Below are 18,456 nucleotides of genomic sequence, written 5' to 3' on the forward strand. Positions count from 1 at the left end.
GGCCTCCAAGGTCGAACGAATGAGAAAGGGAAAGGGACAAACAGGTATGCAGTGGAGCGAACTAGTGGCCCGGGTCCGTGAGCACGGCCGGTACACGTCGGACGAGCAGACCAAGCAGGTCGTCCGGTTAATACTGTCGGCGCTCGGCGGTCACCTGAGCGACGAGGTCCGTGAGCTGGTCGCAGCGCAGCTGCCCGCCACGGCCGCAGAGTCGCTGAGGTACCAGCTGCCGGCGACGAAGCCGCTCACCGGCCCGGAGTTCGTCGAGTCGGTCCAGGGGCGCTTGCAGGGCGCGACGTCCGCGACGGCCCGCTGGGACGCCGGCTCGGTGCTGTCGGTGCTGGCGGAAGTGTGCGGCGACGCCCTCACCGGCCAGGTGCTCGACGACCTGCCTCCGGGATACGCCCTGCTCTTCGGGCGTGCCGAACTGGCGAGCGCCGCCTGAAGTGCGGCATCCGCGGTCTCTCCGCGCAGAGTTCTGAAGTTGTCAGCCGCCGCGCGGGGCGAGGGCCCACCACTCGACGGTGACCTCGCCCTGCCGCCACCGGCGCGGCCCGTCCGTCACGGGCCACTCCCCGGCCACCGCCCCGACCGCCCGTATCCAGCGCTGCCGGGCGCTCAGCGCGCCGTAGGGGGCGGCAGCCGCCCAGGCACGGTCGAAGTCGCGCAGGAACGCGTGCACCGGTTCCCCCGGAACGTTGCGGTGGATCAGCGCTTTGGGCAGCCGCTCCGCCAGGTCGGACGGCGTCGTCAGCGACGCGAGCCGCGCCGCGAAGGTGACCGTGCGCGGCCCCTCGGGCCCCAGCGCCACCCATACGTGCCGGCGTCCGATCTCGTCGCAGGTGCCGTCCACCAGCAGCCCGCCGGGTCTCGCCAGGCGCCCGCACAGCCGGTCCCACACCGGCGCGACCTCGGCTTCCTCGTACTGGCGCAGCACGTTCGCGGCGCGGATCAGCACGGGGCGCGCCCCGTCCGGGAGCGGCACCTCGAAGCCGCCGCGCACGAAGGTGAGCCCGTCACGTTCGTACGGCCGCGCCGTGGCGACCCGCTCGGGGTCGATCTCGACCCCGACGACGTGCACTCCCGGGCGCACCTTGCGCAGCCGGTGCAGCAGTTCGACGGCGGTCCACGGGGCGGCCCCGAATCCCAGGTCGACCGCGACCGGCTGCCGGGCGCCGGGCAGCGTGCCGTCCGGGAGCGGGCGGCGAAGCTGCGGGGCGTGGACGGCGGCGATCCACCGGTCCATGCGGCGCAGCCGGTTGGGGCCGGTGGTTCCCCGCGTCACGTTCCCGATGGAACGGGTCGTGGGGCGGGCTGTCATGCCAATGAGCGTACGGGGACGGCACGCATGCGGCGGACCGGCGGCCACGGCCCGGCCCCCTCGCCCGGAGCAGAACGCTCCGGGCGGACCGAGGCCGGACGACGCCGGGCCGTGCCGCCTCGCGACGGCCGTCGCGAGGCGATGCGGTCACCACGCGGCGGGGCCCGGCGTCACGATCCGGCGGAACCGCGTTGCCGTGATCCGGAAAGCCGTGGTGTCACGATTCGGCACAGCCGGAATGGGAAGCAGCAACTCCGGTGTTCTCGCGTGGAGGGCCGGAAGCTCCGCGTACGCACGCCTGCCGCATGCCGGCCCGGCCTGGCGTGCCGCAGAGTCCGCGGCTCCGCCGGTGTCCGCAGCGCAGGCACTCCACACGAGGAGGCATCGCCCGTGAGCCAGTACATGGCGCGGCTCGGTCAGCTCCGCACCCTCCCCCGGGCCCGTCGGCCCGCCCAGCCGCAGCAGCAGCGCCCGCGGCTGCGGCTCGGGTCCGGCAGGCGGCCCCGCAGGGTCGCCATGCTGAGCGTGCACACCTCCCCTCTGCACCAGCCGGGGACGGGAGACGCGGGCGGCATGAACGTCTACATCGTCGAACTCGCCAAGCAGCTCGCGGCCCACGGCACCCAGGTGGAGATATTCACGCGTTCGACGGCGGCCGCCCTGCCGCCCAGCGTCGAACTGGCCCCCGGAGTCCTCGTCCGGCACATCGACGCGGGCCCGTACGAGGGCCTGGCCAAGGAGGAACTGCCCGCGCAGCTCTGCGCGTTCACGCACGGCGTGATGCAGGCGTGGGCGGGCCACCGGCCAGGGCACTACGACCTGGTGCACTCCCACTACTGGCTCTCGGGCCACGTCGGCTGGCTCGCCGCGCAGCGCTGGGGCGTTCCGCTCGTCAACGCCATGCACACCATGGCCAAGGTGAAGAACGCGGCACTGGCCGAGGGCGACGCCCCGGAGCCGGCCGCCCGCGTCATCGGCGAGACGCAGATCGTGCGTGCCGCCGACAGGCTCATCGCCAACACGGCCGAGGAGGCCGGCGAACTGGTCCGGCACTACGAGGCCGATCCCGCGCGCACCGCCGTCGTACACCCGGGCGTCAACCTGGAACGCTTCAGCCCCGCCGACGGACGCGCCGCCGCCCGTGCCCGCCTGGGGCTGCCGCAGGACGCGGTGATCCCGCTCTTCGCCGGACGGATACAGCCGCTGAAGGCCCCCGAGATCCTGCTGCGTGCCGCCGCGCTGCTCGTCCAGGACGAGCCCTCACTGCGCCGGCGGCTGCTCGTCCCGGTCGTCGGCGGGCCGAGCGGCAGCGGACTGGCCAAGCCGGAGTGGCTGCACAAGCTCGCCGCGAAGCTCGGCATCTCGGACATCGTGCGGTTCCGTCCGCCGGTTGGCCAGGAGGAGCTCGCGGACTGGTACCGGGCCGCCAGCGTCCTGGTGATGCCGTCCTACAGCGAGTCCTTCGGGCTGGTGGCGGTCGAGGCACAGGCCTGCGGGACGCCCGTGATCGCGGCGGCGGTGGGCGGGCTGCCGGTCGCCGTGCGGGACGAGGTGAGCGGCTTCCTCGTCGACGGCCACGACCCGCGGGACTACGCGCGGGCCTTGCGGCGCTTCGTCACGGGCGGGCCGGACAGCCCCGTCGAGCGCATGGGCGAGGCCGCGGCCCGGCACGCCGCCGGGTTCGGCTGGGACGCGGCAGCGGCAGGCACCCTCGAGGTCTATGCCGACGCGATGCACGACCGTCGCCGTCACCTACGATCGGCCCATGGCTGACGCGGCTGATGCGAAGGGCGCCCGTGGCACCGAGAGTGCCGGGCCCGCCGGGGAAACGAACGGCGCCGGCGCCGCGAGGGCCCGCGGCGACGCGCCGAGCCGGGCCCGCGGCGCCGTCGAACAGGCATTGCGCGAGGCCGGGTTGGAGTGGGAAAGCCCCGCCGACGGCACCTACGTCGTCACGCTTCCGGGCACGCGCAAGCTCTCCACGACCTGCTCGCTCGCCGTCGGACGGCATTCGCTCTCCGTCAACGCCTTCGTCGTGCGCTGCCCCGACGAGAACCACGCGGCCGTGCACCGCTGGCTGCTGGAACGCAACACCCGCTTGTACGGGGTGAGTTACGCACTGGACAAGCTCGGCGACATCTATCTGGCGGGCCGGCTGCCGCTGAGCGCCGTCACCCCGGAAGAGGTGGACCGGCTGCTGGGGGCGGTGCTGGAGAACGCCGACGGTTCCTTCAACACCCTGCTGGAGATGGGCTTCGCGTCGGCGATCCGCCGCGAGTACGAGTGGCGCACCTCGCGCGGCGAGTCGACGCGCAACCTGGACGCCTTCACGCATCTGACGGGAGGCACACCGGACGGCAGGAGCGGCTGACGACGGCAGGGGCCGGGCGAGGTCCCGGCCCGGTCCGTGGTCCGCCGCCCGGAGTGCGACCCGGGGTTCGAGGCGCGGCCGGTGAGGGTCCGCACGCGCGGTCGATCTCGGACGGTGCGCGACAGGTGCGCAGTGATCGAGGGTCCGGTGAACCGGTGAGCCGGAGAACCAGGGAGACCGGTGAACCGGTGAACCGGTGAACCAGGGAGACCGGAGAACCGGTGACCAGGGAGACCGGAGGAAGAGAGGCCGGGGGACGTTCAGGACACCACGGCGGTCTCCGGCTTCGAATCCTCCATCTCGCAGGTGAGGGGACTGCCGGTCGGCTCCCCGCCGGCCTGTGCCAGGAGGCGGCCCGCGTCGGCGGGCTCGTTGTGGGCTTGGGCCTGGGCTTGGGCCTGGGCTTGGGCCTGGGCCGCGGCACGGGCCACGGTCCTTCCCGCTTCCCTCACGACGGCCGAGGCCGAGGGTACGGCGACGAGTGAGACAGCGAGTGCGACACCGGCAGTGGTTATCGCGCGTGCGAGGTTGATCATCTGCTTCCCTTCCGCGGTTGCCTGCACGTGGATGGCGCCCGCACGGCGCGGGCGCCGGGTCCATCGTGCGAGGTGCGCAACCGCCGTGCCCGCTCGGGAAGCTCCGCGACCCCTGTGCGCACCTGCCGCCGAAGGCGCGGACAAGCCACAACAGGGGTGTACGGACTCGGAGATGCGTGCTCCCCCAGAGGTGTGAGCGGGCCGGCGCGCACGGGTGCCGGGAGCCGGAGCGCGCCTTGGCACCTCCGGGGGAGCAGCCGGGAACGGGGAGGGACCTGGCGTCAGCCTCCCAGCCCCCAGTCCGCGGTGATGTGCTTGGTCGAGCAGATCTTGTCGAGGAAGTGCTGGCCTGCCTTGCCGCAGTCCTCGTCCGGTTTCACGGGCGTGCCGTGCGGCATCCCGTCCACCAGGTAGCTGCGGACGACGACGTCGCCGTCCGCGTTCTCGTAGTCGGAGCGGGCGGTGCCGCCCTGCAACTCCTCGGTCGCGTCGGCCTCCTGGTCGGCGCCGAGCACGTCCGTCCACTGCTTGACGGACTCCTCGGCGTTCTTCGGTGCCACGGTCGTGTCACCCGTGCCGTGCCAGACCGACACCTTCGGCCGGGCCCCCGAGTGGTCCGGGGCGGCGTTCCTGACCAGGTCGCCCCATGCCGAGGCCGACTTGGAGACACCCGGATTCATGCAGGTGAAGGCCTCGACGACGCTGTTCGCGCACCCGTGCGGCAGGCCCGCGACGACCGCGCCGCCCTTGAAGACGTCCGGGTAGGCGGCCAGCATCGAGGCGGTCATGGCGCCGCCCGCCGAGAGGCCTGTGACGAAGACGCGTGAGGGGTCGGCGTCCAGATCCGCGACCGTCCGGTCCACCATCTGCTTGATCGACAGCGCTTCCCCCTTGCCGCGGCCGGTGTCGGCAGACTGGAACCAGTTGAAGCACTTGTTGGCGTTGTTGGCCTGTTCCTGCTGCGGTGCGACGACGGAGAAGCCTCCGTCGTCCGCGGCCTTCTGCCAGCCGGCCCCCTCGAAGTACGTCGCCGCGTCCTGCGTGCAGCCGTGCAGCGCGAGGACGACGGGAGCCTTCGCGGGCAGTCCGTCCGGGGTGTAGCGGTACATGCCGAGCGCTCCTGGATTGGAGCCGAAGCCGTCGACCTTCTCCAGGCCGGCCGCCGCGGCCTTCCCGGCCGCCGGGCCCGCGGAGCGCGAGGCTCCGGCGGGGTCCGCCGCGAACGAGGTGCCTCCGCCGACCGCGGCGGCGAGGCCCGTGGTGGCGAGTGCGGTCAGTGCGGTCAGCAGCAGAGCGGCTCTCGAGCGGATTGCTTTCATGGCGCTCCTTCCGTGGGGGGCGTCCCCTGGGGACCAGTCGACGGTAGGGGCGCGGCAACCGGCACCCGAACGTGTCGTGCGTCCAGTGGTGACGGGGCGTGAGTGTGGCGCCACCACATTGGGCGGCCGCTGCACACGCACCTAGCGTTGCCGCATGACCGAGCAGCTGACTCCCGGCCCCCACTCCGTCGCCCTCGACCTGACCGGCCGCACCGCGCTGGTCACAGGTGCCGCGAGCGGCATCGGACGGGCGTGCGCCCTCAGACTGGCTGCGGCGGGCGCGAAGGTCCGGGTCGTGGACCGTGACGCCGACGGGCTGCGGGCCCTTCAGGACGAGGACGGCGGCGGCTCGCTCCAGCCCCATCCCCTCGACCTGACCGACGCGGAAGGGCTCGACGCCGCCGAGCGCCTCGCTGCCGGCACGGACATCCTCGTCAACAACGCGGGCGCCCAACTGGTGCGCCCCATTGAGGAGTTCCCGCCCGAGGACTTCCGCAGGCTGCTCACGCTGATGCTGGAGGCCCCCTTCCGCTTCGTGCGCGGAGCGCTCCCGCAGATGTACGAGCAGGGCTGGGGCCGGATAGTGAACATCTCCTCCGTGCACGGGCTGCGCGCCTCTGCGTACAAGTCGGCCTACGTCTCCGCCAAGCACGGCCTGGAGGGCCTGTCGAAGGTCACCGCGCTGGAGGGCGCCGAGCACGGCGTCACGTCCAACTGCGTCTGCCCCGCCTACGTCCGTACGCCGCTGGTGGAGCGGCAGATCGCCGACCAGGCGGCGGCGCACGGCATCTCGGAGGACCGGGTCGTCTCGGAGATCCTGCTCGCCGACTCCGCGCTGAAGCGGCTGCTCGAACCGGAGGAGGTCGCCGAGTCCGTCGCCTATCTGTGCACCCGGGAGGCGTCCTTCGTCACCGGCACCTCGCTGCCCCTCGACGGCGCGTGGACCGCTCACTGACGCGCGCACCGACGCGCGCGCTGACGGCGGTCTCGACGTGCGGCCTGGGGCCCGGCCCGGGCCTCCCCCTGGGCCTTCGGCCGGGTCGTACCCCCAGGCCCCGGGGGAGGGTGGGCAGTCCGCCTGTCAGCCCGCCTGTCAGTCCGCCCGGCAGTCCCGCTTCCGGGCGTGCCGGCGGTCGGACAGGCCGCCCCGGCAGCGCCCGCACCTCGCCGGCTCACCGGCCTCCGGCGTCCCGGGCGGGACCGGCGGCCACTGGCGTCCCGCCACGCGCCACGGTAAGCCTGTGACCATGCCCGAAGCCCGGCCTTCCGACGCCGCCTACCTGGAACTCCTCTCCCGCCATGCGCCCGTCGAGGCGTACGACGAACCTCTCGCGCGCGCCCGTGAGGCCGGCGCGCCGGCCGCCGAGCTGGCCGCCCTGGAGAACGGCAAGCTGCTGGCGTTGCGCATCCGCGCGGAACTGGAGGGACGGCGGCGCCGCGAGGCCGAGCTGACCGCGCTCATCGAGACCGTGCACGACCTGGCGGGACTGCGCGACCTGGACGACGTGCTCCGCGCGATCGTGCAGCGTGCCCGCTCGCTGCTGGGCACAGAGGTCGCGTACATGTCCCTCACCGACCACGAGCGCGGCGACACGTACATGCGCGTCACCGAGGGGTCCGTCTCGGCCCGCTTCCAGCAGGTGCGCCTCGGCATGGGGGAGGGGCTCGGCGGGCTCGTCGCGCAGACGGCGCGCCCGTACGTCACCGACAACTATCCGACGGATACGCGCTTCCGGCACACCGGTCCCATCGACGCGGCCGTCGGCGAGGAGGGCCTGATCGCCATCCTCGGTGTGCCGCTGCTGCTCGGCGGACGCGACGTCATCGGCGTCCTCTACGCGGCCGACCGCCGCGCGCGTGTCTTCGAACGTGAACAGATCGCTCTGCTCGGCTCGTTCGCCGCCCACGCCGCCGTCGCGATCGACAACGCACGGCTGCTCTCCGAGACCCGCGACGCGATGGCCGAACTGGAGAGCGCCAACGAGACGATCGAGCGCGCCAGCGACGTGCACGACAGGCTCACCGAACTCGTGCTGCGCGGCGGCGACGTGACGGACGTGGCCGCCGCGGTCTCCGAAGTCCTGGAGGGACGCGTCGAGTTCGTCGAGCCGTCCGCCGCCTCCGCCCACCCCTCGGTGGAACGGTCCCGAAGCGCCGGACACGCCATGCGGGACGGAGACACCTGGGTCACCGCCGTCACCGCCGGCGGCGAACTCCTGGGCGCGCTGGTCCTGCACGGCCATCCCCTGCTCGACCCCGTCGACCAGCGCACCTTCGAACGCGCCGCCATGGTCACGTCCCTGCTGCTGCTGGCACGCCGATCGGCGGGCGAGGCCGAGCAGCGCGTACGCGGCGAACTCCTCGACGACCTCCTCGACTCCACGCGCCACGACCCGCGTCTGCTGCGCGACCGCGCGGCACGGCTGCACGCGGACCTCGACACGCCGCACGTACTCCTCAGCGCCCGCCTCGAAGGTCATTCCGGAGGCCCCTCCGGACGGGCGGCCCCGGCGGAGCAGGAGGAGAGCCTCGGCAGGCAGCGTCTGTGGGCCGCCGCCTCCCACCTGGCCGCCACCCGGCACGGGCTGGCCGCCGCAAGGGACGGCGGGATCGTGCTGCTGCTGCCGCTGCGCGCCGACGGCACGCCGTCCCGCACCGCCGGCGAGATCGCCGCCGAACTCGGGCACTCCGCGGGCGCACCCGTCACCGTCGGCGCCTCGGCGCCCGTGGCCGCGCCCGCCGCCGAGTCCGGAGCCGTCGCCGCGGCCTACCCGGAGGCGCGGCGCTGCGTGGACGCGCTGCGGCTGCTCGGGCGCACCGGAGAGGGCGCGGCCGCCGAGGACTTCGGCTTCATCGGCATGCTGCTCACCGACAGCCGCGACGTGGGCAGCTTCGTACGCCGCACACTCGGGCCCGTACTGGACTACGACGCACGCCGCGGCACCGACCTGGTGGCCACCATGGACGCCTACTTCGCGTGCGGGATGAGCCCGGCACGCGCGAAGGACGAACTCCACGTCCACGTGAACACCGTCGCCCAGCGCCTGGAGCGTGTGGCCAGGCTGCTGGGCGACGACTGGCAGTCCCCGGAGCGCGCCCTCGAGACGCAGCTCGCGCTACGGCTGCACAGGCTCGCGGGAGCGGTCGGAGGATGACCCGTCCGCGGACGCGGGGCTGGAGGCGCCGCCGTCGCCGACGGCGTCGTCCTGACCGATCTTCGTCAGGTCCAGTCGGCTGGTCTCCTTCGCACACGCGATCGCGATGACGGTGAGCACCGCGGCACCGATCACGTACAGTGCGATCGGCGTCGAGCTGCCGTAGTCCGCCAGCAGCGCGGTGGCGATCAGCGGCGCCGGCGCACCCGCCGCCAGCGACGAGAACTGCGCGCCGATCGACGCACCGGAGTAGCGCACCCTCGTGGCGAACAGCTCCGAGAAGAAGGCCGCCTGCGGCGCGTACATCGCACCGTGCAGGACCAGCCCGACCATCACCGCGAGCACCATCGAACCGAAGCTCTTGGTGTTGAGCAGCTCGAAGAACGGGAAGACCCACAGGCCGATGCCGACCGCTCCGATCAGATAGACCGGTCGGCGTCCGAGCTTGTCGGAGAGCGCACCCCAGGCGGGGATCACGGCGAAGTGCACCGCGGAGGCGATCAGCACGGCGTTCAGCGCCGTCTGCTGGGAGAGCCCGAGCTCCTTGGTTGCGTAGACGAGGATGAACGCGGTGATGACGTAGAAGGAGATGTTCTCCGCCATCCGCGCGCCCATGGCGATGAGCACGTCCTTCCAGTGGTAGCGCAGCACCGCGACCAGCGGCATCTTCTCTGCCTGCTCGTCCCCGCCGGTCATCGCGGACTCGGCCTTGCGCGCCTCGGCGCGGGCCCGGGCCTCCTTGAAGACCGGCGTCTCGTCGACGGCGAGCCGGATCCACATGCCGACGCCGACCAGCACGGCCGAGAGCAGGAACGGCACCCGCCAGCCCCAGCTCAGGAACGCCTCTTCCGACAGCAGCGCCGTCAGCACCGCCAGCACGGCCACGCCCAGCAACTGGCCCGCGGGCGCGCCCGTCTGCGGCCAGGAGGCCCAGAAGCCGCGGCGCTTGGCGTCCCCGTGCTCGGAGACCAGCAGCACCGCGCCGCCCCATTCGCCGCCCAGGGCGAAGCCCTGGATGAGGCGCAGCACCGTCAGCAGTACGGGTGCGAGCGATCCGATCGCGGCATGCGTGGGCAGCAGCCCGATCGCGAACGTCGCCCCGCCCATCATCATCAGGCTGAGCACGAGCAGCTTCTTGCGGCCGATCCGGTCGCCGTAGTGCCCGAAGACGAGCGCTCCGATGGGCCGGGCCGCGAAGCCGACGGCGAGAGTGAGGAAGGCCAGCAGCGTGCCGACCAGCGGGTCGGAGCTGGGGAAGAAGAGCTTGTCGAAGACCAGGGCTGCGGCCGAACCGTAGAGAAAGAAGTCGTACCACTCGATCGTCGTGCCGACGAGGCTGGCGGCGACGACGCGCCGCAGCGACGACGAGGGCGGCGTGGACGATGAGGACGACGGTGCCGGCGACGCCGGCGACGGGGACGCCTGGGGTGGCGTCGGACTCTTGTCAGCTGCGGGGTTCTCGGGGTTCATGGCGTGACCGTAGGGACGAACCGGCCGCTGCCACATGTGCGCGGGAGCCACACCGCAGCCAGCGGATATCTCCTCCGAACACACCACCGGACACACCCAGTAGGGTGCTCCGCATGGCCGACGCACCGTACAAGCTGATCCTCCTCCGGCACGGAGAGAGCGAGTGGAACGCGAAGAACCTGTTCACCGGCTGGGTGGACGTGAACCTTACCGAGAAGGGCGAGAAGGAGGCGGTCCGCGGCGGCGAGTTGATCAAGGACGCCGGGCTGCTCCCCGACGTGCTGCACACCTCCGTGCAGAAGCGGGCCATCCGCACCGCACAGCTCGCACTGGAGTCCGCCGACCGGCTCTGGATCCCGGTCCGCCGCTCCTGGCGGCTCAACGAGCGGCACTACGGCGCCCTCCAGGGCAAGGACAAGGCGCAGGTTCGTGAGGAGTTCGGCGAGGAGCAGTTCATGCTCTGGCGCCGCTCGTACGACACCCCGCCGCCCGAACTGCCCGACGGCGCCGAGTACTCGCAGAGCGACGACCCGCGCTACGCCGGCGTCCCGAGCGAACTGCGGCCGCGCACCGAATGCCTCAAGGACGTCGTCGGACGGATGCTGCCGTACTGGTTCGACGGCATCATCCCGGACCTCCTCGCGGGCCACACCGTCCTGGTCGCCGCGCACGGCAACTCCCTGCGCGCCCTCGTGAAGCACCTCGACGGCATCTCCGACGAGGAGATCGCGGGCCTGAACATCCCCACGGGCATCCCGCTCAGCTACGAGCTGGACGCCGACTTCCACCCGGTGAAGCGTGGAGGCACGTATCTCGACCCGGACGCGGCGAAGGCCGCGATCGAGGCCGTGAAGAACCAGGGCAAGAAGTAGCCGCACAGCGCGAGAAAGCCCCCTGCCCGCGGCTTTGCTGCGGGCAGGGGCTTTTTCACCTGTGTCCTGTCAGGCTGCCGTCCGCCCGGGAAGCCGCGCGAGCCGATTCGGGCGGGAGCACTGCCCGAACCTCGCCCCTGCCTTCGGCCGCCGCGTCGCCGGGCCTCTTGACGGCAAGTCCGGGAGGCCTTGCCCGAAGCATCGGACGGGGCACCTGGACGCCTCACAACCCGGTCGTCACAGGGCATCACGACCGCTACGGTCTGCCGGATGTGCGACCTCCAGCCTGTTGTATGGCTACTCACCGGACTGCCGGGATCGGGTAAGACCACGTTCGCCAAGGCATTGGCACGAGGAGGCATCGTCCGCCTGTCCGTGGATGACGAAATGACGGCCCGCCACGGACGGATCGGAAAGGACTACGCAGAACACGAACACCTCGCGCTTCAGATGCCTGTGATCGAAGATGTCCGGCGGCAGCTTGTCGAGGTCCTTCGGGAAGGTCGTTCGGTCGTCTTGGATCACGGCCTGGGTACGCGTTCTGCGAGGGAGGACTTCAAGCAGTTGGTGACGGGCCACGGTGCCAAGTGGCGGCTGGTCCATTTCCAGGCACGACCCGACGAGTTGCTACGGCGACTGGCCAAGCGCAACGACGACCCGCAACAGGGCGTGATTTCGTCCGAGACCCTGGCCTGGATCGCTGAGCACTCCGAGCCCCCGGAGGGCGAGGACGAAGAGCCCCCGGTACTTCCAACTCCAGGTTGAGGCAGGTCCGTCGAGACTGCTGCCACCATCTCGAGTCCGGGCAGGCTGGTACAAGAACGGGCAAGCAAGCACAAGAAGCAGCACTGCGGCGCAACGAAGGCCCTGCTCGCGCTTCTTGCGCGGGCTGGTGCCCTTTCGACTCCGGGCCGCGATGCGCCGAGCGATGAGTCCGGACGGCGGATCGGGTCTGCCTTGGCATGACTCGAATCGTTGCCGACATCTCCGTCTCCCTCGACGGCTTCGTCACCGGGCCCGGCCCCGGCCCGGACAACGGTCTGGGCGACGGCGGCGAGGCCCTGCACACCTGGGCGTTCTCCGACGACCCCGAGGACCGCCGGATCCTGCGCGAGGCGACCGCCCGCTCGGGCGCCGTCGTCCTCGGCCGCCGGCTCTTCGACGTGGTCGACGGGCCGCACGGGTGGGACGACACGTCCGGCTACGGCGCCGGCGAGGTCGGCAGGCCCGCGTTCGTGGTCGTGACGAGTTCGCCGCCGGAGTCGGTGCGGCTCACCGACCTCGACTGGACGTTCGTCACCACCGGACTGCCCGACGCCGTGAGTGCCGCCCGCGAGCGCGCCGAGGCGGCGTCGTCGGAGACCGGCAAGGACCTCGACGTCTTTCTCATGGGCGGCGGCGCCACGGTCGGATCGGCCCTCGACGCCGGACTGGTGGACGTGTTGTCGCTGCACCTCGCGCCCGTCGTGCTGGGTGCCGGGACGCCGCTGTTCACCGGCGGAGCGCAGCGCACGCTGGTGCAGCGGAGCGTGACCCCGACATCGACCGCGACCCACCTGACCTACGACGTCGTCTGACCACGCGGTTGCGGAACCTCATGTCGCGGTGCACGTACGGAACTTCACATCAGGCGGTCAATGGCGCCCCGGCCGGGCGCCGTTCGTCCCGCGCTCCCGTTTCCGGGCGGCCGTCCGGAAACGCTGAGTACCCGGACCGCAACGGCCGCCGTACGAGCGGCATCGGCCCGTTGCGCGCGCTGCGCCCGGTCAGGCCGCGCCGCCCGGTCCGCCACCCGCGGCCAAAGCGCGTCGCCGGGCCCGGTAGGCGGCGGCCTTGACGCGGTTGCCGCATGCCTCCATCCCGCACCAGGTGCGACGGGCGCCGCGCGAGCGGTCGAGGTAGAGACGTGTGCAGCCGGCGCGGCCGCACTCCTTGAGGCAGGCGTCGGGGTCGGCGAGCAGAGCGATGCCGCTCCTGGCCAGGTAGGAGAGCACGGCAGGAAGGTCCCCCGAGATGCGCAGCCCGGCGTCGCCGAGTTCGACGGTGGGCACCGGCCCGGCGGCCGCGCGGTTGACGAGCTCCAGGCTGCCCGGGTCGAAGCGCCGGCCGTGGATGCGGTCGAGAGCGAGGCGGTAGAGCGCCTCCCGCAAGGACAGCGCGGATTCGAAGCCCGCACGGCCGGCTCGCACGCCGTCGGGCAGTTCGTCGCACTCCCCGATCCACTGTTCGAGGTCCGGGGGTCCTGAGAGGGCGTCGACGGGTTCGTCGCGCCGGTAGCCCACGGTGCCGGCCAGGTCGAGTGCCGGGTTGCCGCTCACGAACGCGAATTTCACGTCACCATCTTGACCGGTGACGAAGGCGGTGACAAGGTCGTCACCTGTCTGACTGGTGACGCAACGCGAACGGGAGTGCCCATGGCCGGAATTCGCGACATCGAGGTCGTCGTCTTCGACGTCCTCGGCACACTGATCGACGAGGAAAGCGGGCTCAGGGCGGAGATCCGCGCCGCGACGGGCAGTTCCGGCGACGTACCGGGCGGGGAATCCGGCCGCACCTCCGGCGAGACGCCCGGCGGCACGTCTCTCGATACCTCCGTCGCTGCATCCGGTACATCCGTCGACGAGCTGCTCGCCCTCTGGCTGCGCCACCGTGACGCCGAGCAGCAGCGCATCGTGCAGGGGCTACGGCCGTACGCGGACAGCGAGTCGATCGACGCGGAGGCCGCACGACGGGTGGCCGGAAAGGCCGGAATCGATGATCCGGCGGCCGTGGCGCGGCTGGCCACCGCAAGCCGGCGCCTGCCTCCCTGGAGCGACTCCGTCGACGGACTCGGGCGGATAGCGCGCAGCTTCCCCGTGCTCGCGCTCTCCAACGCCGCCCGTACCGCCCTGCTCCGGCTCGACGCGCACGCCGGGCTGCGCTGGCACCAGGCCGTCTCCGGCGAAGCCGTCCCGGCCTACAAGCCGGCGCCGGAGGTCTACCGGCTCGCCCTCGACACCGCCGGGTGCCCGCCGGAGCGCGTCCTCATGGTGGCCGCCCACGCCTGGGACCTCCGCGGCGCACAAGCCGGCGGCATGCGTACCGCCTACGTCCGACGGCCGTACGGAGAACCGCCGGCGAGCTCGGACGTCTTCGACTGGAGGTTCAGCGGCCTGGACGAACTGGCCACGGCGCTGACGACGGGTTAGGGCCTGTCCGGCGGATCTTCGCGGGCTCGCGACTCCCCCTGGACTTCGTCCGGGGGTGCCCCCAGGCACCGCACCTCGCCACGTTGTCGGGATGGCCCGAATACTCCCCAGCCCTTCGGCATGGGGAACCCCAGCCCTTCGGCATGGGGACCCCGGTATGAGGACGACCCTCCGCCTTGCAATGCGTCCTCTCGCTTTCGCGGGGGAGGCCCCATGCGCCGGACGCCGCTCGCTGACCCACGAAGATCCGCCGGACAGCCCATAGCCGCGACGACCCTCCCGTCCGCGATCCCCGGTCGCCGGCCCCCGGCCCCCGACGCCCGGCCCGTTCCCCGAAACTTTCGCGCCCGGTGACGGCAAGCACCGCCCCGGAGCGCAAGCTGAGGGCCCTGCCCCGTCGAACCGGGCAGGGCCCTCAGCGGCTCGGACCGCGCCGGCTGCGGTGCAGCCGCCTGCGGCAGACCCCTGTCAGCCGCAGCAACCGCCGCACTGACACGGACCGCCGGACTGACATCCGCACCCGCATCCCGGACCGCAACCGCACGCCCCCAGTACGTGCAGGGACGGCCTCTCCTCCGCCCGCGCGGTTGGCTGGGCCGGATCGCTGTGATCAGCCACGACTTCCCTCCTTCTCCTCCCCGGTCTACTCCCCACCCTCCGGCCCGGCCCACGGGCGCACAAAGGGCGCGTAGTTGCACGAGAAGGGTGACGGCGGCCCGTCGGCGGCGTCCCTGTCCTGGCGCCGGTGGCGGCACCGCCGTCGTGCGGGACGTTCGGGCGGAGGACGCGCGAACCTCGCGCGGCCGTCGCCGGTCCCGCTGCGGTCCCGCGCTCAGGCGCCCTCGACCGGGGCGGTGCCGTCACCGGCGGCAGCGGCCGCCGGGTCGAGCTCGTGCGCGTAGTCGCCGGTGACCAGATAGACCACGCGACGGGCCACGGATACCGCGTGGTCCGCGAACCGCTCGTAGTAGCGGCCGAGCAGTGTCACGTCGACGGCCGTCTCGATCCCGTGCTGCCAGCGGTCGTCCATCAGGTGCTGGAAGAGCGTGCGGTGCAGGTCGTCCATCGCGTCGTCGTCGTGCTCCAGCTGCAGAGCCAGGTCGACGTCCTTCGTGATGATCACCTCCGCGGCCTTCGCCATCAGCCGCTGCGCCAGCTGCCCCATCTCCAGCAGCGTCGCCTGCAGATCGCTCGGCACGGGGGAGTCGGGGAACCGCAGGCGGGTCACCTTCGCCACGTGCTGCGCCAGGTCGCCGGCGCGTTCCAGGTCGGCGCTCATCCGCAGCGAGGTGACGACTATCCGCAGGTCCGTCGCGACGGGCTGCTGCCGCGCCAGCAGCTGGATGGCTCGGTTCTCCAGGTCGTGCTGGATGGCGTCGACCTTCTCGTCCCCGGCGATGACGCTCTCGGCCAGCTTCAGATCGGCGTCCAGCATCGCCGTCGTGGCGCGGCCGATCGCAGAGCCGACGAACCGGGCCATGTCGACCAGGCTGTCGCTGATCGAGTCCAGCTCCTCGTGGTACGCGTCACGCATGGCTGTCCTTCCCTCGCATGTTCTCTCGACAGAGGGGCCCGCAGGGCCGGCCTCAGGTTCCCACGCTCCGTCCGGAATGCGTCCGTCGCCGACCTCCGCGGTGAACCGGTCACGACCCCAAGGTGAACTCTGGGAGACGAGTGTTCGAGGTCTCCCGCTTCCCCTGGGGCGGTGCCGACGAGCGCGCATAGCCTTGAGGCATGAACGTGAACGCGGCGGTCGCCGCAGCGGCGGCGATCGCCGGAGTAATGACCGGCGTGATCGCGATGCTGGCGTTCCGCTGGAGCGAGCGCGACCAGGCCCGTCCCACGCGCTCCTCGCTGCACACCGAGGCCGTTCTGCCGCCCGGTGTGGACACCGTGCTCTCCGTGCTGCGCTCCTCCGCCGTCGTGCTGGACGAGTCGGACGAGGTGGTCAAGGCGAGCTCCGCGGCGTATGCCCTGGGGCTCGTGCGGGGCGGCCGGCTGGCCGTCGAGCCGATGCTGAAGATGGCGCACGAGACAAGGCGGGACGGCGAGATACGGCAGGTCGACCTGGACCTCCCCCGTCGCGGTACGGGCCGGGGCGAGGCCCTCGCCGTGTCCGCCCGCGTGGCTCCGCTCGGCTCCCGGCTCGTCATGCTGCTGGTCGAGGACATGACGGAGGCCCGCCGCATAGAGGCCGTGCGCCGCGACTTCGTGGCGAACGTCAGCCATGAGCTGAAGACCCCGGTCGGCGCTCTGTCCCTGCTCTCCGAGGCGGTACTGGACGCGGCGGACGACCCCGAGGCGGTCGAGCGCTTCGCCGGGCGCATGCAGTACGAGGCGACGCGGCTGACGAGCCTCGTCCAGGAACTCATCGACCTCTCCCGCGTGCAGAACGACGACCCGCTGGGCGATTCCGAGCAGGTCGGCGTCGACGAACTGGTGGACGAGGCGATCGACCGCTGCCGCCAGTCGGCGAGCAGCAAGCAGATCGCCCTCGTCGCGGGCCGGTCGGGCGGCGGCGGAGCGGGCACCGCCGCGAGCGGCAACGCCGGGGACGGGCTCCACGTGTGGGGCAACCGCAGCCAGCTCGCGGCCGCCCTCGGCAACCTCGTCGAGAACGCGGTGAACTACTCGCCCGCCCGCACCCGCGTCGGCATCGCGGGCCGCCGGGTGGCGGCGCCCGGCGGGGACTTCGTCGAGATATCGGTCAGCGACCAGGGCATCGGCATCTCCGAGCGGGACAAGGAGCGGGTCTTCGAGCGGTTCTACCGGGTGGACCCGGCCCGCTCACGCGCCACCGGCGGCACCGGCCTGGGGCTGGCCATCGTCAAGCATGTGGCCGCGTCGCACGGCGGCGAGGTCACCGTGTGGAGCGCCGAAGGCCAGGGCTCCACGTTCACGCTCCGGCTTCCGGAGGGCGGCCCCGGACGGAGCCGCGCGGAGTCGCAGAAGAGCGGCAGCGCCCGTCCGCCGGAGGACATCGACGAGGAGCCGGACGACTTCGGCGACGCGGAGGACCCCCTGGACGAGGGCGGTCAGCCCGGCCAGGCCGGCCAGGCCGGTCGGGCGGGGCAGCCGGGCCCGAGCGCCCCGAGCGCCCCGAGCGCCCCGAACGCCCCGAGCGCCCCGAGCGCCCCGAACGGCCGAGCCGCCCCGTACGGGTCCGCGGACGGAGCGGATCCCGCCGCTCCCGCCGACCCGACGCCCCCGATGAGCCTGCCGAGCCCGACGAGCCTGCCGAGCCCTCCGAGTCCGCGGCCCGGAGGGGCCCCGGCACCTCCGCGGCTCCTCCGGTCCCGCCGGCGCCGGTCCCGCGGGTCTTCGGAGCGAGTCACCGCCGACTCCCTCCGCGGCCCGCGCGGCTGCTTCCGCTTCCTCCTCTTCCCCCACTTCCTCCCCGTCCCCGTCCCGTTCCCCTTCTTCTTCCTCCCGTCCCTCCCCATCTCCGTTCACAACGCCGCGCGGGCTGCCGCGCGCCCCTGAAACCGCCCCGGAGGTCCTCCCGTGACCCGAGTGCTCGTCGTCGAGGACGAGGAATCGTTCAGCGACGCACTGTCGTACATGCTGCGCAAGGAAGGTTTCGAAGTCGCCGTCGCCTCCACCGGCCCCGACGGGCTGGACGAGTTCGAACGCAACGGAGCCGACCTGGTTCTGCTCGACCTGATGCTGCCGGGCCTGCCCGGCACCGAGGTGTGCCGCCAGCTCCGCGGCCGCTCGAACGTCCCGGTGATCATGGTCACCGCGAAGGACAGCGAGATCGACAAGGTCGTCGGCCTGGAGATAGGAGCCGACGACTACGTCACCAAACCCTTCTCGTCCCGCGAACTCGTCGCGCGCGTACGGGCCGTGCTGCGCCGTCAGGGCGAACCTGAGGAGGTCACGCCCGCGGCCCTGGAGGCCGGCCCGGTGCGCATGGACGTGGACAGGCACGTCGTCACCGTCGACGGCAGCAAGATCGATCTGCCGCTGAAGGAGTTCGACCTCCTCGAGATGCTGCTGCGCAACGCCGGCAGGGTGCTCACGCGGATGCAGCTGATCGACCGGGTCTGGGGCGCCGACTACGTGGGGGACACCAAGACCCTCGACGTCCACGTCAAGCGCCTCCGCGCCAAGATCGAGCCCGATCCCGGCGCCCCCCGCTTCCTGGTGACCGTGCGGGGCCTGGGCTACAAGTTCGAGCCGTAGACACCCGGGAGACCGCCATGCGCGAGGCCCCGCCCGTAC

The 18,456-nt window shown here is 72.3% G+C and carries 17 protein-coding genes; 11 read left to right on the plus strand and 6 right to left on the minus strand.

Features of this window, described 5'->3' with window-relative positions:
* The first annotated feature begins 46 nt into the window (after positions 1-46).
* Positions 47-445, plus strand: a complete 399-nt coding sequence (locus EV375_RS21195; RefSeq protein ID WP_486588618.1) for a DUF2267 domain-containing protein — start codon at positions 47-49, stop codon at positions 443-445.
* A 42-nt stretch (positions 446-487) separates the two neighbouring features.
* Here the strand turns inward: EV375_RS21195 and EV375_RS21200 are convergent, their stop codons facing one another.
* Complete coding sequence (locus EV375_RS21200; RefSeq protein WP_130300917.1) at positions 488-1,321, minus strand: class I SAM-dependent methyltransferase; 834 nt, start codon at positions 1,319-1,321, stop codon at positions 488-490.
* A gap of 390 nt (positions 1,322-1,711) precedes the next feature.
* Here EV375_RS21200 and mshA point away from each other — a divergent pair, with 390 nt between their 5' ends.
* Together mshA and EV375_RS21210 are read left to right on the plus strand one after the other, a co-directional pair.
* Complete coding sequence (gene mshA / locus EV375_RS21205; RefSeq protein ID WP_130300919.1) at positions 1,712-3,094, plus strand: D-inositol-3-phosphate glycosyltransferase; 1,383 nt, start codon at positions 1,712-1,714, stop codon at positions 3,092-3,094.
* A complete protein-coding gene (locus EV375_RS21210) occupies positions 3,087-3,692 on the plus strand; it encodes a type III secretion system chaperone family protein (RefSeq protein WP_130300921.1) in 606 nt (201 codons plus the stop codon). The genes mshA and EV375_RS21210 overlap by 8 nt, the downstream gene beginning before the upstream one ends.
* 260 nt (positions 3,693-3,952) lie before the next feature.
* On the opposite strand, the gene EV375_RS21215 is transcribed toward EV375_RS21210, so the two are convergent.
* Both EV375_RS21215 and EV375_RS21220 read right to left on the minus strand, forming a co-directional pair.
* Positions 3,953-4,228 (minus strand): hypothetical protein, encoded by a 276-nt coding sequence (locus tag EV375_RS21215; protein ID WP_130300923.1) that lies wholly within the window; start codon positions 4,226-4,228, stop codon positions 3,953-3,955.
* 281 nt (positions 4,229-4,509) lie between these two features.
* Positions 4,510-5,547, minus strand: a complete 1,038-nt coding sequence (locus EV375_RS21220) for an extracellular catalytic domain type 1 short-chain-length polyhydroxyalkanoate depolymerase (protein WP_130300925.1) — start codon at positions 5,545-5,547, stop codon at positions 4,510-4,512.
* 154 nt (positions 5,548-5,701) lie between these two features.
* On the opposite strand from EV375_RS21220, the gene EV375_RS21225 reads away from it, so the two are divergent.
* Together EV375_RS21225 and EV375_RS21230 are read left to right on the plus strand one after the other, a co-directional pair.
* Entirely contained in the window at positions 5,702-6,502 is an 801-nt protein-coding gene (locus tag EV375_RS21225) for a 3-hydroxybutyrate dehydrogenase (protein WP_130300927.1), read from the plus strand.
* A gap of 292 nt (positions 6,503-6,794) precedes the next feature.
* Positions 6,795-8,702, plus strand: coding sequence for a GAF domain-containing protein (locus tag EV375_RS21230; protein ID WP_130302013.1), 1,908 nt, complete (start codon positions 6,795-6,797; stop codon positions 8,700-8,702).
* Here EV375_RS21230 and EV375_RS21235 read toward each other — a convergent pair.
* Positions 8,664-10,172 (minus strand): MFS transporter, encoded by a 1,509-nt coding sequence (locus EV375_RS21235; protein ID WP_130300929.1) that lies wholly within the window; start codon positions 10,170-10,172, stop codon positions 8,664-8,666. The two genes, EV375_RS21230 and EV375_RS21235, sit on opposite strands and share 39 nt — an antisense overlap.
* Before the next feature lie 113 nt (positions 10,173-10,285).
* Here EV375_RS21235 and EV375_RS21240 point away from each other — a divergent pair, with 113 nt between their 5' ends.
* The 3 genes from EV375_RS21240 (at position 10,286) to EV375_RS21250 (ending at position 12,621) form a co-directional block, all read left to right on the plus strand.
* Positions 10,286-11,044 (plus strand): phosphoglyceromutase, encoded by a 759-nt coding sequence (locus tag EV375_RS21240; protein WP_130300931.1) that lies wholly within the window; start codon positions 10,286-10,288, stop codon positions 11,042-11,044.
* Positions 11,045-11,314: 270 nt separating this feature from the next.
* Entirely contained in the window at positions 11,315-11,809 is a 495-nt protein-coding gene (locus EV375_RS21245; protein WP_130300933.1) for an ATP-binding protein, read from the plus strand.
* Between the two features lie 197 nt (positions 11,810-12,006).
* Positions 12,007-12,621 (plus strand): dihydrofolate reductase family protein, encoded by a 615-nt coding sequence (locus EV375_RS21250; RefSeq protein WP_130300935.1) that lies wholly within the window; start codon positions 12,007-12,009, stop codon positions 12,619-12,621.
* Positions 12,622-12,810: 189 nt separating this feature from the next.
* Here EV375_RS21250 and EV375_RS21255 read toward each other — a convergent pair whose 3' ends face one another.
* On the minus strand, positions 12,811-13,377 hold the full coding sequence (locus EV375_RS21255) for an ABATE domain-containing protein (RefSeq protein WP_130300937.1): 567 nt from the start codon (positions 13,375-13,377) through the stop codon (positions 12,811-12,813).
* An 81-nt stretch (positions 13,378-13,458) separates the two neighbouring features.
* Between EV375_RS21255 and EV375_RS21260 the strand changes: the two genes are divergently transcribed.
* Positions 13,459-14,232 carry a haloacid dehalogenase type II gene (locus EV375_RS21260; protein ID WP_130300939.1) on the plus strand — a complete coding sequence of 258 codons (774 nt, stop codon included), beginning with the start codon at positions 13,459-13,461 and terminating at the stop codon, positions 14,230-14,232.
* 832 nt (positions 14,233-15,064) lie between these two features.
* Here EV375_RS21260 and phoU read toward each other — a convergent pair.
* On the minus strand, positions 15,065-15,766 hold the full coding sequence (phoU, locus tag EV375_RS21265) for a phosphate signaling complex protein PhoU (protein WP_130300941.1): 702 nt from the start codon (positions 15,764-15,766) through the stop codon (positions 15,065-15,067).
* 200 nt (positions 15,767-15,966) lie between these two features.
* Between phoU and EV375_RS21270 the strand changes: the two genes are divergently transcribed.
* Positions 15,967-17,715: a sensor histidine kinase gene (locus EV375_RS21270; protein ID WP_486588619.1), complete on the plus strand. Its 1,749-nt coding sequence runs from the start codon at positions 15,967-15,969 to the stop codon at positions 17,713-17,715.
* 30 nt (positions 17,716-17,745) lie between these two features.
* A complete protein-coding gene (phoP, locus tag EV375_RS21275) occupies positions 17,746-18,417 on the plus strand; it encodes a two-component system response regulator PhoP (RefSeq protein ID WP_486588765.1) in 672 nt (223 codons plus the stop codon).
* The last annotated feature ends 39 nt before the right edge of the window (positions 18,418-18,456 follow it).

This window comes from Streptomyces sp. CNZ301, from assembly GCF_004217425.1.

Bases quoted from the DNA above. Each gene is read 5' to 3' on its own strand.
- EV375_RS21195 (WP_486588618.1), top strand. From the start codon at position 47: ATGCAGTGGAGCGAACTAGTGGCCCGGGTCCGTGAGCACGGCCGGTAC.
- EV375_RS21200 (WP_130300917.1), bottom strand. From the start codon at position 1,321: ATGACAGCCCGCCCCACGACCCGTTCCATCGGGAACGTGACGCGGGGA.
- EV375_RS21210 (WP_130300921.1), top strand. From the start codon at position 3,087: ATGGCTGACGCGGCTGATGCGAAGGGCGCCCGTGGCACCGAGAGTGCC.
- EV375_RS21215 (WP_130300923.1), bottom strand. From the start codon at position 4,228: ATGATCAACCTCGCACGCGCGATAACCACTGCCGGTGTCGCACTCGCT.
- EV375_RS21220 (WP_130300925.1), bottom strand. From the start codon at position 5,547: ATGAAAGCAATCCGCTCGAGAGCCGCTCTGCTGCTGACCGCACTGACC.
- EV375_RS21225 (WP_130300927.1), top strand. From the start codon at position 5,702: ATGACCGAGCAGCTGACTCCCGGCCCCCACTCCGTCGCCCTCGACCTG.
- EV375_RS21230 (WP_130302013.1), top strand. From the start codon at position 6,795: ATGCCCGAAGCCCGGCCTTCCGACGCCGCCTACCTGGAACTCCTCTCC.
- EV375_RS21235 (WP_130300929.1), bottom strand. From the start codon at position 10,172: ATGAACCCCGAGAACCCCGCAGCTGACAAGAGTCCGACGCCACCCCAG.
- EV375_RS21240 (WP_130300931.1), top strand. From the start codon at position 10,286: ATGGCCGACGCACCGTACAAGCTGATCCTCCTCCGGCACGGAGAGAGC.
- EV375_RS21245 (WP_130300933.1), top strand. From the start codon at position 11,315: ATGTGCGACCTCCAGCCTGTTGTATGGCTACTCACCGGACTGCCGGGA.
- EV375_RS21250 (WP_130300935.1), top strand. From the start codon at position 12,007: ATGACTCGAATCGTTGCCGACATCTCCGTCTCCCTCGACGGCTTCGTC.
- EV375_RS21260 (WP_130300939.1), top strand. From the start codon at position 13,459: ATGGCCGGAATTCGCGACATCGAGGTCGTCGTCTTCGACGTCCTCGGC.
- phoU (WP_130300941.1), bottom strand. From the start codon at position 15,766: ATGCGTGACGCGTACCACGAGGAGCTGGACTCGATCAGCGACAGCCTG.
- EV375_RS21270 (WP_486588619.1), top strand. From the start codon at position 15,967: ATGAACGTGAACGCGGCGGTCGCCGCAGCGGCGGCGATCGCCGGAGTA.